This window comes from Terriglobales bacterium, from assembly GCA_035573675.1.
In the GTDB taxonomy this organism is placed as follows: Bacteria; Acidobacteriota; Terriglobia; order Terriglobales; family Acidobacteriaceae; genus DATMAB01.
Map to the genome: position 1 here is coordinate 296,653 of DATMAB010000010.1, position 16,792 is coordinate 313,444.

The window sequence follows — 16,792 nt, forward strand, 5'->3', positions numbered from 1 at the left end:
TTGTCATGCCGAGCGTAGCGAGGTACCTTTATAGCCACAACGTATCTGGGCTTGCGGACACCGCAGCCATAGGGATTCCTCGTCCGCCGCGGCGCACTCGGAATGACAATCGACGGTCAGTGGTAACCTGATTCGCGTGAGCGCATCCTTCCGTCAAGAGCTACCATGAGCCTTCTTCTGCTCTCCGCGCTGGTGATGGCGGCACTGATTGCCGGATACACGCTGTACGGCAGCTTCATCGCGCGGCAGTATCGGCTGGACGATGCGATCGCGACGCCCGCCACGCGGCTGAACGACGGCATCGACTTCGTCCCCGCGCGGCCCTTCTACCTGATGGGGCAGCACTTCAGCGCCATCGCCGCAGCCGGACCCATCGTCGGACCCATCGCCGCCTGCCTGGCCTTCGGCTGGCTGCCCAGCATCCTCTGGATCACGCTCGGTGTCATCTTCATCGGCGCCGTGCATGACTTCTCTGCCCTCGTTGCGTCCGTCCGCCACGGCGCCAACTCCATCGCCGAGATCGCCCGGCAGAACCTCGGACGGCGCGCCTGGCTGGCCTTCATCGCCTTCATCTGGATCGCGCTGTTGTACGTCATCGTCGCCTTTGCCGACGTCACCGCCTCCACCTTCCTCGGTCAAACCGAGGAACTCCAGGCCGCATTTTCCTTCAATGCCGGAGGCGCCGTCGCGGCAGCCAGCACCATGTACCTCTTGCTGGCGTTGTTGATGGGCATTGTGCAGCGCAGGCTCAACCCGCCCATGTGGCTGATGACGGTCGCCTTTGTGCCCGCGACGTTGGGCGTGGTGTGGCTGGGCACAAGAGTCTCGACCGTGCTGGTGTTCGATCTGCACGTCTGGCACGTCGCCATCCTCGTCTATTGCTTCGTCGCTTCCCTGCTTCCCATGTGGCTGCTGCAGCAGCCGCGCGGCTACCTTGGTGGCTTTGTGCTCTACCTCGTGCTGGGCATCGGCGTCATCGGCATCCTGTTCGGCGGATTCCAGATCCAGCAGCCGGCGGTGATACAGACGCGTACCGGTTCGGTGGTCGAACAACTGCTGTTTCCTTTCCTGTTTGTCACCATTGCGTGTGGCGCCTGCTCCGGATTCCACGGCCTGGTATGTGGTGGAACCACTTCCAAGCAGGTGGCGCGCGAAAGCCACTGCAAGCCCATCGGCTACGGAACCATGCTGCTCGAAGGCCTGGTGGCGCTGATCGCGCTGGCCACGGTGATGGTGGTGCTGCCCGCGGACATCGCCGGGCGCGCGCCGGGAAAGCTCTATGGCGATGGCATCGCGCGTTTTCTGGCTGTGCTCGTGGGTGAGCGCTGGTTCACCTTCGCGGCGACCTTTGGCGCCATGGCTTTCTCCACCTTCGTCTTCGATACGCTCGACGTGGCTACGCGCCTCGGCCGCTATCTGCTGCAGGAACTGGCCGGCGGCCTGGGCTGGCGCGCCAGCAGTCGCATCGGAGGAATCCTCGCAGCCGCGTTGACGGCGTTCGTTCCGTTGCTCGTCCTGCTCTCGGCGCGCGAAGGGGCGTGGCGGCACTTCTGGGTGCTGTTCGGGACCTCGAACCAGTTGCTGGCGTCGCTCACCTTGCTGGGCGTGAGCGTGTGGCTCTACCGCTCCGGCCGCCGCACCTGGTACACCGTGTTGCCCATGCTGTTCGTGATGACGGCGACCGTCAGCGCCCTGCTGGTGCAGATGGCCGAGGGCGCAAAGGAGATCGCAAACGGCGGGCTGCGCCTGCATCCCTCGATCGTCAACGGATTCGTGGCTGTGGGGCTGCTGGTGCTGGCCATCATCTTCATCCTCGAAGGACTGCGCGCGATCCGCGATGTGCGTCGTGCCCGTGGCCTCCAATCGCTGGCAACGGAACCGTCGGCTGGCGACTAGCGATGCTCGGTGGCCCTGTGTCTTTGTGGCTACTTTCCTCCAAACGCCCGCGAATGGAACGTCAGTGAAGCGTCGAAGTGGCGCGCCACGTACTGCCAGCCGTGTCCGCCGGGAAAGAGGTGGAACTCATGCGGGATGCGGCGTGCTTCGAGCACCTCGTGCAGGGCCTGCGTACCGGCGTCGAATCCGTACTCATCCTCGGTGCCGCAATCGAAGTAGATTCTGACGCGCTGGAGACCCGCGCCCTGCCGCGCCAGGGTGAGGGGATTCTGCCGCTGATAGAACGCGTGGTCCAGCGGTGACCCGAACACCGTGCCCAGCAGCGAGCTGCGGCCGCCGCCGATGCCGGGCGCGGCCTCGGCTCCGCGCGGCAAGTCTTTCATCACCGCGGCGCTGTGGGCGCTGACCGAGCCGAACTGTTGCGGATATTTGAAGGCGAAGCGCAGCGCGCCGTATCCGCCCATGGAGACGCCGCTCAGGCCACGGCCCGCGCGCGTGGCGAGAGTGCGGTATTTCTTGTCGATGAACGGCACGAACTCCCGGACAAAGAAATCCTCATAGCGGGTGCGGCCGTCGTGGGAGTTGATGTAGAAGCTGCGACCGCCGTCGGGGGTGACGACGATCATCTCCCCGATCTTCTTTTCTTCCTGCAGGCGCTCGATCATGTTCCATCCGCCGCCGTTGACCAGGGACTGCTCGTTGTCGCCCAGGCCGTGCAGAAAGTAGAGCACGGGGTAGCGACGCGCTTTGTCAGCGTCGTAGCTCGAGGGAAGCAGGGCGCAGTAGCGGACGGAAGCCTTCATAAACCTGCTTGGCACCGTGGAACATTCGACACGGGAGGCAGCGCGCGCTGGGGCGCAAAGCAAGATCAAGAGACTCAATGCAGAGAGCACAGAGAAAAGATGCCGAGGGCGGAGAGAAAAACCGATCCCTCGGCGTGCTCGGGATGACCATCCGGAAGAGTGAACCCGATCACTCATAGCGCAGCGCCTGCACGGGATCCAGGCGGGCGGCGCGCGCGGCAGGATAGAGTCCGGAGATCAGGCTCACGAGCACGGCAAAGGCGAGCGCGGCCAACACCAGCCACCAGGGCACGGACCAGATCTGTTCCGGAGGCAGTTGCTGGCGGGCCAGATAGACATTGGCGCCCCAGTTGATGAGCCGTCCGATGGCCCATCCCAGCACTACGCCCAGCGCGCCGCCGAAAGCGCCCATCACTCCGGCCTCGACGAAAAAGAGCGTCTTGACGTCGCCGTCGCTTGCGCCCAGCGCCTTAAGGATGCCGATCTCGCGCCTGCGTTCCAGAATGGCCATCACCAGCGTGTTCACGATGCCCAGCGAAGCGACGGCCAGCGCCAGGCTGCCGAAGATGCCCAGGAACAGGTCGAAGATGGCGAAGAAGCGGCGCAGGCTCTTGGTGGCGTCGAGCACGGAGAAGGTTCGGAAGCCCATCTTCTTGATGGCGTTCTGCACGGACTCGACGCGCGACGGGCTGTCCACGCGTACCACCAGGCTGATGTAGGTCCGGGCGGGATTGTCGCGCGTAGCGCCGCGCAAATCGGAAAACTGCAGGACGTTGAGGCTTTCGGCGAAGGCTGTGGGAATGAAGATGCGGCCGCGCGATACGGTGCGCAGGCCGCTGTAAGGCTCGCGCTCGATCAGCCCGACGATCTTCAGGGGCTGCTCCCGCCGCACCACGGAGAAGCCGAAGGACTCGCCGGCATCGTCGTCGCCCGAGGAAGCGGCGCCGCCACCGGCCAGGGGCTGGCGCTCCGCGTAGCGCACGATCACTTCCTTGCCGAGCAGCGAATCCGGATCGGGCGTGAGTTCCCTGGCGAATTCGGTGGCCAGAATCGCCTCCTGCGCCGTAGGGCTGGAGAAGAACTGGCCGCGCATGTCTTCGAAGGCCTCGTTGTAACGCGCCGAAGGCGGCAGGGCGGCCACGAAAGCGAAGTTCATCTTCCCTTCGTAACGCACCTCGGTCATCAGGCGGATCTCAGGGAAGGTCTCGACCACGCCGGGGAGATTGCGCATCTCCTGCCGTGCATTGTCGTCGAGCGCCCGAAACTCCTCCGGCTTCGCCATGCGATCCTCGTCGCGGTCGAAGCCGCGGAAATCCTGCCTCGAAGTCACGAAGATGGTGTCGAAGAGTCCGGAGCCGGCCAGGCGGCGCCCGGCCATTTCCTGCAGGCCGATGCCCAGCGAAAGCATCGCGACGAGCGATGCCACGCCTACGGCAATGCCGAGGGTAGTGAGCGAATTGCGCAGGATGGATTCGCGCAGGTTGCGCGCGGCCAGCTCGACGAGGTCCGGCGTCTTCATGCGCGTACTCCTGCACTCTCGCCGAAAAGCTTGCCGTCGGCCAGGAACACGATGCGATCGGCATAGCGCTCCGCCAAGGGACGCTCGTGCGTGACCATGATGACCGTCATCCCCAGCGACTGGTTGAGCTCGCGAATGAGATTGAGGATGTCTTCGCCGGTCTGGCTGTCGAGATTCCCGGTGGGCTCGTCGGCCAGCAGAAGGGAGGGACGGTTCACCAGCGCCCGGGCCAGAGCCACGCGTTGCTGTTCGCCGCCGGAGAGCTCGGTGGGCCGGTGCCCCATGCGCGGGGTCAGGTGCACGCGCTCGATGGCCTCGCGCACGCGCTCGCGGCGTTCGCCGCGGTCCACCTCCGCCAGGCGCAGAGGCAGGTCGACATTCTCCTCCAGCTTCATCGAAGGAATCAGGTTGAAGTTCTGGAAGACCATGCCGACGGTATGACGGCGATAGCGCGCCAGTTCTTCCCCGTTCATGCGTGCGAGGTCGCGGCCATCCACCACGATCGAGCCGGAGGTCGGGCGGTCGAGTCCGGCGACCAGGTTCAGCAGCGTGGACTTGCCGGATCCGGAGCTGCCGAGCAGCGCCAGGAACTGGCCCCGCTGAACCTCAAGCGTGACTCCATCCAGAGCCCGTACTTCGCCCTGCCCGATGCGGTAGTGGCGGGAGACGTTCTCGGTGCGGATGGCGGGACCGTTGGTGGGCATCGATCGTCTTGATGTTACTACGCGCGCGGGGGACTCAGAGTTCGCGGCGGGCCGGCGTGCCGACGCTCCACCCCCTACCCCTCCCCTCCTAATGGAATCAACGGGTTAGGGTGGGCAGATCCCTGATCATCCCCGAAAACAAAGGACTTAGAGGCAAGTTCCCCGCAAATAAGGAGCTTAGTCGATTGTTATATTCCCATAGTCAATACCTCATAGAGAATATAGCACTAAGATGCGGATGTCAAGGAGAAAGTTGCACGTGCTGCCCCTCCCCGTCCGCCCTTCTTTCCCCGTCCACCGCAGCCGAGTCGGGCGGGCTGGGAAGCAGCGGGAAGGCATGATTTCTTTCGACGCAAGGCCCGAAAGGTGTTTGCTGCCCCTTCGGGGCTCGACCTTTCTTCCACTGCCTACCCAGCGCATCCGCGTTGGGATCACATGAATGCCGCCCAGCGGGCTGAAGCTCTGTGGCTCATTCACCTTGCGAATCCGATCGTGGGTTACGACACCAGACATCGAAAGGGACAGAGAGGTCCACGAGTTTCCCATGTCTGCGCGGAAGAGCATCGCGCAGACATGGGGCACCGTCAGCGCTACTGGTTGCGCGGCTGCCGGGAGGGGACGCCGTACTCGGTGGTGTACCAAAGGCGGATGCTGCCACAGGTTCCCTGCTCGGCCGAGTAGACATCGCAGGTATCGAAGGGCCGGGAGTAAACATGCAGGCTGACGGCGCGCTGGGCGAACTGAACCGGGTTGTAGACCTTGTGCACGGGCTCGGCGGGATTGACGGCGCAGGGATGGGCGGGATCGAGCTGGAATTCATCGGTGGGCTCGAGCTTGCACTTTCCTGCGGCCAGGTCCTGGAAAAGGACACGATAGTTCTGCACCAGCAGGCGCCCGATGGGCACGGCCATCCAGCAGTTCTGTTCGCGATGGTTGTGGACGGAACTGTGCTGGTCCACTTCCCAGCAGATGGCGATCAGCTCATAGAGCGGGGTCTTGTCGATGAGGTTGCGGGTGTAGTGCTGGCGGTCCCAGGTGAGATAGGGTTCGAGCGACGCCGGCTCCACGCGGTTCCGCTGGAGGAACGTGCGGACGGCATCCAGTTCCGAGAACGCCGCTTCGGGGAAGCGGCGCAGCCCCTGGACGAAATCGGCAATGGAGACGGTTTGCGCAGTTGCGACGTCCATGGCATCCCCCAGCCTGAAACGATGCAGGAAATTCTGCATTATCCGGAGCGAATTTGCCAATGGGAAAACCGAGGCGGTAGCATACGAGCGGGAGCCTGAAAATGCCTCGAACGGTGAAATGCGCGAAGCTGGGCCGGGAGTTGCCGGGACTGGAGGAGCCTCCTTTCGACGGCCCCATGGGCCAGAAGGTGTTTGAGAATATCTCCCAGGAAGCCTGGCGCATGTGGATGGAGCACCTGAAGATGGTGATCAACGAATACCGGCTGAATCCCGCCAACAAGCAGCACCAGGAGCTGATCTTGCAGCACATGGAAGAGTTCTTTTTCGGCCAAGGGGCGGCTCCGCCGCCGGAGTATAAGCCGCTGGGGTAGTTGACGTGAACGCTATGAGAGTTCCTTCGCTTCACTCAGGATTTCGGCGCGCGGCTCAGACGCCGCGCAAACGCCTCAACTTGGCTTGTAGCTTCTAGCTGCCAGCTTCTAGCTCAAACACCTTCAGAATCGGGACTGTCATGGCGACGCGCTCAATTCGGTCCGAAAAGACGGCTTCTGAGCGCGAAGCTGTGTTCGATGTCTTCCGGCGGTGGGGATATCTGGAAGCCGATCTCGACCCTCTCGGTCACTTTGAGCCGCAGCCGCATCCTGAGTTGGACGGCTTGACGGGCCCGTGGGCTGACGAAGCGCGACGCTTCTACTGCAGCTCCGTCGGAGCCCAATTCATGCACATCGCCGACCCGGAACGGCGGAGATGGATCCAGGAGCGCATGGAAACCGCCGCGCCCGGGCCTGACAATCCGGCACACATCCTCGAGCGCCTGATCTCGGCCGAGCTGTTCGAGCAGGTTTTGCAGACGCGCTACCTGGGCACCAAGCGGTATTCGCTGGAAGGCAACACGGCGCTGATACCGCTGCTGGACGAGATGCTGGAGACAGGTTCCGGGCTGGGGGCGGAAGAGGCGCTCATCGCCATGGCGCACCGCGGACGACTGAACGCCATCGTGCACATCGCCGGGCGGCCGGCGCGCGACGTCTTCGCGGGCTTCGAGGACGTAGACCCGCGCAGCGTGCTGGGCTCGGGCGACGTGAAGTATCACCTGGGCGCAACTGGACATTACAAGACGCGCACGGGACGCACGGTGCGCATCCACCTGGTCTCCAATCCCAGCCACCTGGAGGCGGTCGATCCGGTGGCGGTGGGGCGGCTGCGCGCGAAGCAGCGGCGATTGGGCGAAGACGGACAGGCGCGCTCGATCGCCTTCCTCCTGCATGGCGACGCAGCCTTCGCCGGACAAGGTATCACGGCGGAGACACTGGCTTTTTCCGGGCTGCGCGGCTATGACGTGGGCGGCGTCGTGCATGTGATCGTGAACAATCTCATCGGGTTCACGACCAATCCGAGCGAACTGCACAGTTCGCGTTTTTCCGCCGACCTGGCGAAGCGGCTCCCCATCCCTATCTTGCATGTCAACGCCGAAGACCTCGACGCGGTGGTGCGCGTTGCACGCATGGCGATGGACTACCGCTATGAGTTCGGCACCGACGTGGTGGTGGACCTGATCGGGTATCGGCGGCATGGGCACAGCGAGGTGGACGATCCCACCATCACGCAGCCGCGTCTGTATCGCCGCATCAAGGAACATCCGGTGGCGTGGCAAGTCTATGCGACGAAGATCGGCGCCGATCCGGAGCCGGTGGTGCAGAGGGTGCGCGCAGAGTTTGAAGAGGCCCAGAAGCAGGCCGCGAAGCTCACGGAGAAACCTGTGCTGGCGCAGCTTCCCGGCTACTGGTCGCGCTTCAAAGGCGGCCCGTATGACCCGGCGTCCGAGGTGGATACGGGCGTGACCGAGGAGGAGCTGCGCCAAGTCACCGACGGATTGACGCAGTGGCCGGACGGTTTCCACATCCATCCCAAGGTGCAGAAACTGTTGGAACAGCGGGCGGAGATGGGGTATGGCAAGCGGCCGGTGGACTTCGGCATGGCGGAAGCGCTGGCCTTCGGCACGCTGGTGCGCGCCGGCGTCCCCGTTCGCCTGAGCGGGCAGGACAGCCGCCGCGGCACGTTCAATCAGCGGCACGCCGTGCTGATCGACACCGAGGACGAGCATGAATACATCCCGCTGAGCCACCTGGCACGGGACCAGGCGACGTTCGAGGTCTACAACTCCATCCTTTCCGAGAACGCGGTGCTGGGATTTGAATACGGCTACAGCCGCGACTTCCCTGAGGCCTTGGTGCTGTGGGAAGCGCAGTTCGGCGATTTCGCCAACGGCGCGCAGGTGATCATCGACCAGTTCATCAGCGCGGGGGAGGACAAGTGGGGGCTGCTTTCGGGGCTGGTCCTGCTGTTGCCGCACGGCTTCGAGGGCCAGGGGCCGGAGCACTCCAGCGCGCGCATCGAGCGCTACCTGCAACTGGCGGCACGCGACAACCTCCAGGTCTGCCAGCCTTCGACGGCAGCACAATATTTCCATCTGCTGCGGCGGCAGGCGCTGCGTGCGTGGCGCAAGCCGCTGGTGGCGTTCACGCCCAAGAGCATGCTGCGGCATCCGGATGCCAGCTCTCCGGTAGCAGACCTCAGCCGGGCGCGCTTCCAGAACGTGATCGGCGATGCCGAAGTCGAAAGCGCGGAAACTGTACTGCTGTGCACGGGCAAGATCGGGCATGAACTCCGACGAGAGCGTCGCGAGCGCGGGGCAAAGCAGACGGCCATCGTATCCGTGGAGCAGTTGTATCCCTTTCCGCAGCAGGAGCTGGCGGCGGAACTGGTGCGACATCCCCAGGCGCGTGACCTGGTGTGGGTGCAGGAAGAGCCGGCCAACCAGGGGGCGCTGGGCTACATGATGCCGCGGTTGACGCGCATGGCCCGGGACCGCCACGTGCGCACGGTGAAGCGCTCGCCCAGCCCCAGCCCGGCCACGGGCTCCGCCAAGGCGCATGAGCTGGAGCAGAAGGCGCTGCTGGCGCTGGCGTTCACGCGATAACGTTCCAATCCGAGGGAGCGCCCTTTTGAGAGCAGCAACCCCAAAGGTCCCTCGACTCGGGTTTCCCGCGCACGACCACGCCCGCGCTGCGCGCAATGGGCGTGTGGCGTATGCGCGGCGGGGCCCTCCCTCGCTCGCGATGACGGCTCTGTAGAACGTTGGAGTTTCCTAACCGGCCCGCGAGGGCAAAGGCATGTTGCGCGGGCAAGTGGCCCGCAAAACAGCACGGCGAGACGCCGCTGCTACACGATCCGGGAACGCCACGGCGGCGGCGAATCCGGTACAATCTTGGCCTACTAACGCCCGCTCCCGGGCCAGAAGCAACGCTCTTGCAGGCACACGAACAAAAAAACGGGCAGCCCGGCTCGGCGTTGGAGCCGGTCTATTGGCGAGTGGAAGGCAGCCTGCTTGACCTGAGCGCTGTGCGGCCGCTCATCTTCATCACCCGCAACACGCAAAGCTTCCTGGAGCGCTGGGCGCGTCGCTGGGGCCTGGCGGTGCTGGTACTGGTACGGCCTCTGCTGTACGCCCTGCATCGCAGATCCGCCACCCGCGTGCTGCACACCATGCTGCGGGGGGTGAGCGCCGACCGGCTCGATCTGCTGGGTGAGGAGTATTTTCAGTACCAGCAGAAGCCGCGGCTGAAGCCGCAGGGCGTGGCGAAGGTGAAGGAAGCGATGGCGGACGGGCGGCCTGTCGTGCTGGTGAGCCAGGGGCTGGAGCAGGTGATGCGCCCGCTGGCGGAGTACCTGGGCGCCGCCGGGCTGATAGCAAACCGGCTGGAGTTCCGCGATGGCCTGGCGACCGGGCGGCTGCTGGAGCCGGTAATCCGCCCGCGCGGAGGCCTGGCGCGAATTTTCGGCGGGAATCCCGATGGCAGCGTGCCGCTGGAGAAGCTGGCACGCGATTTGGGACATCCGCCCGACGTCTTGCGCGCCGCCGTGCGTCCGGCACGGCGGGTATCGGTGAAATACGCGCGTCCGGTGGTGGTGTTCGACGATCGGCAGCGCCTGGGGCCGCTTTCGGTGCGGCAGTCGCTCGCGGGCAGGCACATCCTGCTGATCGGGGTGACGGGATTCATCGGCAAGGTATGGCTGGTGAACGCTCTGCGCGACCTGCCCGAGATCGGCCGCATCTATCTGCTGGTCCGGCGGCAGAAATCGAACAGCGCTCTGCGGCGCTTCGAAAAGCTTGTGGAAGAGTCGCCGCTGTTCGATCCGTTGCACACCGAGCACGGCGACGGGCTGGCACAATTCCTCTCGGAGCGTGTCGAGGTGGTCGAGGGCGACGTGTCAAAGCCCGGCCTCGGCCTGGACGAGGCCACGCGAGCGCGCCTGCAGCAGAAACTGGACCTGGTCATCAACAGCTCCGGCCTGACCGACTTCAATCCCGACCTGCGCGATGCGCTGGCGGTGAACGTCGAGGCGACCATCCACCTGCTTGATTTCCTGCGCGCCTGCGACCACGCGGCGCTGCTTCACCTTTCGACCTGCTACGTGGCGGGCTACGTGGATGGACGCGTGCGCGAAGAGCTGGTGCCGAACTACACACCCAAGCGCGTCGCGGACTTCGACGCCGAGCGCGAGCGGCTGGCGCTCCACGAACTGGTGAGGGAGACGGAGCAGCGAGCGGCCAGCCCGGAAGTGACGGCCGAGCTGAAAAAGGAGATCGCGGAACGGCGCTCGGCAGGACTGAGCGGAGAAGCGCTGGAGAACCAGTTGCGCAAGGCCCGCATTCGCTGGGTACGCAGCGCGCTGATCGAGGCGGGCATGCGGCGCGCGCAGCAATTCGGCTGGCCGAACACCTACACCTTCACCAAGAGCCTGGCGGAATCGCTGATCGCCACGCGCGGCGGCGACCTGCCCATCGCCGTGGTGCGGCCGTCCATCGTCGAAACTTCGACGCACAGCCCGTTTTCCGGGTGGAACGAGGGCATCAATACTTCGGCGTCGCTTTCCTACCTTCTGGGGACGTACTTCCGGCAACTTCCGTCGAACGAACGCAAGCGTCTGGACATTGTGCCGGTGGACCTGGTGTGCCGGGGCATGACGCTGATCGCCGCGGCGCTCATCGGGCGGCGACACCAGCGCATGTATCAACTGGCCAGTTCGGAGAGCAATCCCTGCGACATGCGGCGCTCGATCGAGCTTACCGGCCTGGCCCACCGCAAGCATTACCGCGCGCAGGAAGGGCTGGAGCACTGGCTGCGGCTGCGGTTCGACACCATCGCCGTGTCGAAGACGCGCTACCAGCGGCTCTCCGCGCCGGGACAGAAGGCCATCGTGCGCAGCATCCGGCTGCTGGCTTCGCCCATCCCCTTCATGGAGCAGAAACTGGTGAAGCGGGAACGGGCGCTGGACCGGGTGGCGCGGCTCATCGAGCTGTACGAGCCCTTCATCCTGCACAACGAACAGGTGTTCGAGGCGGGCAACATCGAGCTGCTGGCGGCGGCGCTCGAGCCGGAAGAGCGCGAGCGGTTCGGCTACGACGCGCGCTCGATCGACTGGTGGGAGTACTGGATCAACATCCATATTCCAGCGCTGCGCAAGTGGTCGTATCCGCTGATCGAGGGTCGCCTGCCGGAGTCGCGCTCGGGACGCACGTTCCGCATGGCGCCGGCGGGCAATCCGAGCGTTCCCACGGGAGCGACATGGCCATCTTCCTGACCGGGTCCACCGGGTACATCGGCGCGCACCTGGCTGCCGGACTGCTCGAAAACCACAAGGACACGCTGAACCTGCTGGTCCGCGCCAGGAACCAGCAGGAAGGCGCCGAGCGCTTGTGGCGGTCGCTGCAACTGCACATGGACTTCCCCAAGTTCCATGAGTACCTGCAGTCGCGGATCCAGGTGTTCCTGGGCGATCTGACCGAGCGGCGCTTCGGCCTGAATGACCGCGATTATGAACGGCTGACGAAGACGACCGATTCGGTGATTCACTGCGCGGCGTCGCTCAACCGGAAGTCCGAGAAGCAGTGCCTGAACGTGAACCTGCGCGGAACGCTGGAAGTGGTGCAACTGGCGCGGCGGGCACAGCAGGACCACGGTCTGCGGCGCATCAGTCATGTGAGCACCGTGGCCGTGGCCGGACACCGGCAGAACGAAGTCGTCGAAGAGGACCAGGCGGTCGACTGGCAGCGTTCGGATTACGATCCGTACGCGCGCACGAAGAAATTCTGCGAGCACATGATCCGCGAGCTGCTGCCGGAGGTGCCGCGCACCATCTTCCGGCCGAGCATCGTGCTGGGCGACAGCCGGCGCGGCGAAACCACGCAGTTCGACATGGTGCGCGCGTTTGTGTTCCTGGCGGGGCTGCCCGTGCTCCCTTTCCGCGCCGAGGACAAAATCGACATCGTGCCGGTGGATTACGTGGCCGACGCCATCGTCACGCTGCACCAGAAGGAGAAGCCGGGGCACGAGATCTATCATCTTTCCTCCGGAACCGGGTCGCAGACCTACCGAGAGCTGACGCAGGCGCTGGCGCGGGCGCAGCGCAAGAGCGCGCCGTGGTTCATGCCGTCGCTCGAGGGGCCGTTCCGCTGGACAGTCGAGTGGCTTTCGAACCGCAAGGGGAACCTGGGCTACGGGGCTTCCCTGCTGAAAGTTTTCCTTCCGTATCTCGTCTGGAACACCGTATTCGACAACACCCGCGTGGTGGCGGAGCTGGGGCGGCGGCCGGCTCCGTTTTCCGAGTACAGCTATCCCCTGCTGAAGTTCAGCCGGGAGACGCGCTTCACCTATCCCTACCGCGAGTGGCCCAGTCCGGCCGGAGGACGGGTCGGATGATGGACCTGGTGCTCGAGGCCTGGGTGGCCGGGCTGATCGAGATCACCAAGCTGGGCTGGATGCTGGGCGCCGGCCAGACGTGGCGCCCCGGCGAAAAGCTCCGCCTCCTGTTCGCCGGCTACAACGGCACGCGCAACACCGGCTCCGACGTGCGCGTGGAGGAGATGCTGCGCCAGGTGCGGCGCATCCTGGGAGCGGAGAACTGCCGGCTGGCCGTGATGACGCAGAGCTTCGAACGCTCGCGCGGCTACTTCGGCGACGCCGAACAGGTCCACCTGCCCGACATCTTCCCGCCCTTCCTTTTCCGCGAAGTGCGCAAGCATCACGGCGTGGTGGCCTGCGAAGGCTCCATGTTCAAGAGCAAGTTCGCCAACGCCCTGACCACCATGATGATCGGCTCCCTCGGCATCGCCACGGCGGAGAACAAGCTCTCCATCGGCTACGGCGCGGAAGCCGGAGACATGGACAAGCTGCTGGCCAGGATGTGCGGGCGGTATTGCGCGCAGTCGCTCATCATCACCCGCAATGAAGAATCACGCTCGGTGCTGCGCGCCCTGGGTGTCCCCACCGAACCGGGCACGGATACGGCGTGGACGTTCGAGCCGCACCGCCCGGAATATGGCCGGAGAGCCCTGCGTGACCTGGGCTGGGACGGGCAGCGCGAAGTGCTGGTGGTGTGTCCCATCAATCCCTTCTGGTGGCCGGTGAAGGCGTCGGTGACGAAATATGCGGCGCATTTGCTGTTCGGCGCCTATGAGCAGAGCCACTATCGCACGGTGTACTTCCACAACTCCGGCCCGCAGGTGGACGCGGCGTATCAGCGCTATCTGAAGGCCATCGCCAACGCTGTCGAGCGTTTCCGCAAACAGCACGGCGTCTTCGTGGTGCTGGCGGCGATGGAGCGGCTGGATGCGCGCGCCTGCCGCGAACTGGCGACAATGCTGGGCGGCGTTCCCGTGGCAACGTCCGATGACTACGACATGTACCAGTTGGTCAGCATCCTGCGGGCGTGCCACTTGATGGTGTCGTCGCGCTACCACGGCATCGTGACTTCGATGCCCGGGCTGGTCGCTTCGGCCGGCATCACCATGGACGAGCGCATCCGCAACCTGATGCACGAGCGTGGACATCGGCACCTGCTGCTCGAGGTGGACGATTCTGAACTGGAACCCAAACTGTACGAAATGATGGAGCGGTTGCGCCGCGAGCGCGAGGCCGTGGCAGCGGGAATCGGGCAGACCGTGGTGCGCAACCTGAAGACCATGGCCCGCATGGGCGTCTACTTCGAAGAGCACGTTCAGCAACGCTATCCTGAATTTCCAGTGCGAACCGGCCAACTGAGCTGGGAGGACTACCTGCCGCCGCTCAGCCCCAATCTGCGCCGTCTGGTCGAGCAGTACGAAGGCGCGACAGTCCGGCCGGGCGCATCGTGCGCATGAACTTCCTCGAAAACATCTTTCGAAGATTGGGAGCCGATCCGGCGCGTCCGGTGCTTGCCGAGGCGCGGGATGGGAAGCTACTCAGCGCAACGGCCGGCAAGGTGCTGGCGCACGTGCGCGCCGCGCGGGGCTTTCTGCGCTCGGCAGGCCTGAAAAAGGGCGACCGATGCGCGCTGCTGGCGAACAACAGCATTTGCTGGACGGCGCTGGATCTGGCGCTGATGGCGGAAGGCGTGATCGTCGTGCCGCTCTACGCGCGGCAGGCGCCGGCAGAACTGGTCGGCATGATGAAGGACAGCGGCGCTTCGCTCGTCCTTTGCGGCGACGCCGCACTGCGCGAGGCCGTTGCGCGCGAGTGGCCACAAGCGCCGCGGCAATGCCTCTTCGACGAAGTCTTCACCGCTCCGCCCATCCATGAAGACGACCCGCTGCCGCGAACCGATGGCGACCCGGTGACCATCATCTATACCTCGGGCACGTCGGGCGAGCCCAAAGGCGTCATCCTGAACACCGCGAACCTGAACCACATGGTGCCTTGCACGGTGGGCCGGCTGGACCAGTTGATGGGCCCGCGCCCGGTGGCTGACCGCATCTTCCACTACCTGCCCTTCTGTTTCGCCGGCTCGTGGATCCTGATGCTGACGGCGTTGTCGCGGCACAGCGTCCTGACGCTCTCGACCGATCTGACCAAGCTCGCAGACGAAATGAAGCTCGCCGCGCCGGATTATTTTCTGAATGTGCCGGCGCTGCTGGAACGCGTGCGCAGAGGGATCGAGGAACAGGTGGCCAAGCGTGGCGGTTTCGCGCTGAAGCTGTTCGGGAGGGGCAAGCAGGCATGGTTCGAGCGTGCGATGAGAAGGCCCGGATCCTTCACTCAGGATGACGGCATCCTGGGTTTCTTCTGGCTCAAACTGGCCCAAGCCTCTGTGTTCCCTGCCATCCGCAAAAAAATCGGCCCCAACCTGAAGGCGCTGATCTGCGGTTCAGCGCCGCTGGCGGTCGAGACGCAGCTCTTCTTCATGATGCTGGGCATCCCGGTGCTGCAGGTGTACGGGCTCACAGAGACCACAGCCATTTGCACGCTCGATGATCCGCATCGCGTCGAACCCGGCTGGGTCGGCCCGGCCATCCCGGGAATCGAGATGAAGCTGGGCGAGCACGATGAGATTCTGGTGCGCGGCCCCAACATTTTCCCCGGCTACTGGAACCGTCCGACCGAGACCGCCAAGGTGCTGCGCGACGGATGGTTTTACACCGGCGACCAGGGCGAGACGAACGCCAGCGGCAACTGGCGTATCATCGGGCGGATCAAGAACCTGATCATTCCGGCCTCGGGGCACAACATTGCGCCCGAGCCCATCGAGGAGGAACTGGCGCGCAAGATCCCCGGCGCACAGCAGGTGGTGCTGGTGGGAAACGAACGCAGCTACCTGGCAGCGCTGGTGACGGGCGCGGTGGAGCGGAGGCAGGCCGAGCAGGCGATCGAACAAGTGAACGCCGGGCTGCCGCACTACAAGCAAGTGCGGCGATTTACCGTCATCGGAGAGCCCTTCACCATCGAAGGCGGCCTGCTGACGGCGAACGGAAAGCTGAAGCGGGATGCGATTGCAGCGCGATACGCCGGTGAGATCGCAGCGATGTATCAGAAAGAAGCATGAGCAGGCACAAAGCCAAGACGCTCTCCTGGGAACTACGAGACGGCGTGGTGGAGTTGGCGCTCGACCGCGAGCCCTGCAACGAGATCGGCTCGCAGACGCTCGCCGACCTGGAGAACTTCGCGGCAGCGCTCCACGAGCTGGGCGAAAGTGCAGCCGCGGTCATCATCCACAGCACGCGGAAATGCGGCTTTTCGGCGGGCGCCGATCTGCGGGAGCTGTACCATCGCTCCCAGGAAGTGGAAGAGCCGGAACGCTCCCGGCGCTTGCGCGATTTCCTGGAGCGCATCCACAAGGTACTGAATACGCTCGACGCCGCGCCGCCGACGACGATTGCCGCCGTGCACGGGGTCTGTTTCGGCGGCGGGTTCGAGCTGGCCCTGGCCTGCGACCTGATCGTCGCCGACAAGATGGCTCGCTTCTGCTTCCCCGAATTGCGGCTGGGGCTCATCCCCGGTTTCGGCGGCGTCCCGCGCCTGAAGCGCGATCTGGGCAACGCCGTGGTCCGCGATTTGCTTCTCACCGGCCGCAGCATCAACGCCACGCGCGCTCAAGCCGTGGGCCTGGTGAGCCAACTGGCGGCCGAGGGAGAAGCTCTGCGGGTGGCGCGCGCCACCGCGGCCCAGGTGTGCAAGTTCGATCGTGGCACCGCCGGCGCCGCCAAGAAGTTCATCAAGCCGATCCCGAAGGAAGAACTGAAGCAGGAGATTGAGATATTCTGTGAGCTGTTTCGCCGGCCGGCGGTCGCGGCGGGCCTGAAGAAGTTCGTCGAGAGCACGGACGCGCATCCGTACCTGCCGTGAGGGACGCAGGAGGAGGCAACGC

The 16,792-nt window shown here is 64.8% G+C and carries 12 protein-coding genes; 8 read left to right on the forward strand and 4 right to left on the reverse strand.

Annotated features, from left to right (window positions below; genetic code table 11):
- Positions 1 to 165: 165 nt before the first annotated feature.
- Positions 166 to 1,896, forward strand: coding sequence for a carbon starvation CstA family protein (locus VNK82_03475; GenBank protein HXE90004.1), 1,731 nt, complete (start codon positions 166 to 168; stop codon positions 1,894 to 1,896).
- 29 nt (positions 1,897 to 1,925) lie between these two features.
- Here the strand turns inward: VNK82_03475 and VNK82_03480 are convergent, their stop codons facing one another.
- From VNK82_03480 to VNK82_03495, 4 genes are all read right to left on the reverse strand, one after another.
- Positions 1,926 to 2,699 (reverse strand): alpha/beta hydrolase family protein, encoded by a 774-nt coding sequence (locus VNK82_03480; GenBank protein HXE90005.1) that lies wholly within the window; start codon positions 2,697 to 2,699, stop codon positions 1,926 to 1,928.
- A gap of 169 nt (positions 2,700 to 2,868) precedes the next feature.
- Positions 2,869 to 4,218 carry an ABC transporter permease gene (locus VNK82_03485; protein HXE90006.1) on the reverse strand — a complete coding sequence of 450 codons (1,350 nt, stop codon included), beginning with the start codon at positions 4,216 to 4,218 and terminating at the stop codon, positions 2,869 to 2,871.
- The gene (locus tag VNK82_03490) at positions 4,215 to 4,922 is read right to left on the reverse strand and encodes an ABC transporter ATP-binding protein (protein ID HXE90007.1); all 708 of its coding nucleotides are present in this window, start codon (positions 4,920 to 4,922) and stop codon (positions 4,215 to 4,217) included. The genes VNK82_03485 and VNK82_03490 overlap by 4 nt, the downstream gene beginning before the upstream one ends.
- A gap of 590 nt (positions 4,923 to 5,512) precedes the next feature.
- Complete coding sequence (locus VNK82_03495) at positions 5,513 to 6,109, reverse strand: cysteine dioxygenase family protein (GenBank protein HXE90008.1); 597 nt, start codon at positions 6,107 to 6,109, stop codon at positions 5,513 to 5,515.
- Between the two features lie 101 nt (positions 6,110 to 6,210).
- On the opposite strand from VNK82_03495, the gene VNK82_03500 reads away from it, so the two are divergent.
- From VNK82_03500 to VNK82_03530, 7 genes are all read left to right on the forward strand, one after another.
- On the forward strand, positions 6,211 to 6,480 hold the full coding sequence (locus VNK82_03500; protein HXE90009.1) for an oxidative damage protection protein: 270 nt from the start codon (positions 6,211 to 6,213) through the stop codon (positions 6,478 to 6,480).
- 140 nt (positions 6,481 to 6,620) lie between these two features.
- Positions 6,621 to 9,089, forward strand: coding sequence for a 2-oxoglutarate dehydrogenase E1 component (locus tag VNK82_03505; GenBank protein HXE90010.1), 2,469 nt, complete (start codon positions 6,621 to 6,623; stop codon positions 9,087 to 9,089).
- 329 nt (positions 9,090 to 9,418) lie between these two features.
- Entirely contained in the window at positions 9,419 to 11,755 is a 2,337-nt protein-coding gene (locus VNK82_03510; protein HXE90011.1) for an SDR family oxidoreductase, read from the forward strand.
- Positions 11,740 to 12,873 (forward strand): SDR family oxidoreductase, encoded by a 1,134-nt coding sequence (locus tag VNK82_03515; GenBank protein ID HXE90012.1) that lies wholly within the window; start codon positions 11,740 to 11,742, stop codon positions 12,871 to 12,873. The genes VNK82_03510 and VNK82_03515 overlap by 16 nt, the downstream gene beginning before the upstream one ends.
- Complete coding sequence (locus VNK82_03520; GenBank protein ID HXE90013.1) at positions 12,870 to 14,312, forward strand: polysaccharide pyruvyl transferase family protein; 1,443 nt, start codon at positions 12,870 to 12,872, stop codon at positions 14,310 to 14,312. Before VNK82_03515 ends, VNK82_03520 begins: the two co-directional genes overlap by 4 nt.
- Entirely contained in the window at positions 14,309 to 15,970 is a 1,662-nt protein-coding gene (locus VNK82_03525) for an AMP-binding protein (protein ID HXE90014.1), read from the forward strand. Before VNK82_03520 ends, VNK82_03525 begins: the two co-directional genes overlap by 4 nt.
- Complete coding sequence (locus VNK82_03530) at positions 15,967 to 16,770, forward strand: enoyl-CoA hydratase/isomerase family protein (protein HXE90015.1); 804 nt, start codon at positions 15,967 to 15,969, stop codon at positions 16,768 to 16,770. Before VNK82_03525 ends, VNK82_03530 begins: the two co-directional genes overlap by 4 nt.
- The last annotated feature ends 22 nt before the right edge of the window (positions 16,771 to 16,792 follow it).

Coding starts and splice junctions, on each gene's coding strand:
- VNK82_03475 (HXE90004.1), top strand. CDS start 166: ATGAGCCTTCTTCTGCTCTCCGCGCTGGTGATGGCGGCACTGATTGCC.
- VNK82_03480 (HXE90005.1), bottom strand. CDS start 2,699: ATGAAGGCTTCCGTCCGCTACTGCGCCCTGCTTCCCTCGAGCTACGAC.
- VNK82_03485 (HXE90006.1), bottom strand. CDS start 4,218: ATGAAGACGCCGGACCTCGTCGAGCTGGCCGCGCGCAACCTGCGCGAA.
- VNK82_03490 (HXE90007.1), bottom strand. CDS start 4,922: ATGCCCACCAACGGTCCCGCCATCCGCACCGAGAACGTCTCCCGCCAC.
- VNK82_03495 (HXE90008.1), bottom strand. CDS start 6,109: ATGGACGTCGCAACTGCGCAAACCGTCTCCATTGCCGATTTCGTCCAG.
- VNK82_03500 (HXE90009.1), top strand. CDS start 6,211: ATGCCTCGAACGGTGAAATGCGCGAAGCTGGGCCGGGAGTTGCCGGGA.
- VNK82_03505 (HXE90010.1), top strand. CDS start 6,621: ATGGCGACGCGCTCAATTCGGTCCGAAAAGACGGCTTCTGAGCGCGAA.
- VNK82_03515 (HXE90012.1), top strand. CDS start 11,740: ATGGCCATCTTCCTGACCGGGTCCACCGGGTACATCGGCGCGCACCTG.
- VNK82_03520 (HXE90013.1), top strand. CDS start 12,870: ATGATGGACCTGGTGCTCGAGGCCTGGGTGGCCGGGCTGATCGAGATC.
- VNK82_03525 (HXE90014.1), top strand. CDS start 14,309: ATGAACTTCCTCGAAAACATCTTTCGAAGATTGGGAGCCGATCCGGCG.
- VNK82_03530 (HXE90015.1), top strand. CDS start 15,967: ATGAGCAGGCACAAAGCCAAGACGCTCTCCTGGGAACTACGAGACGGC.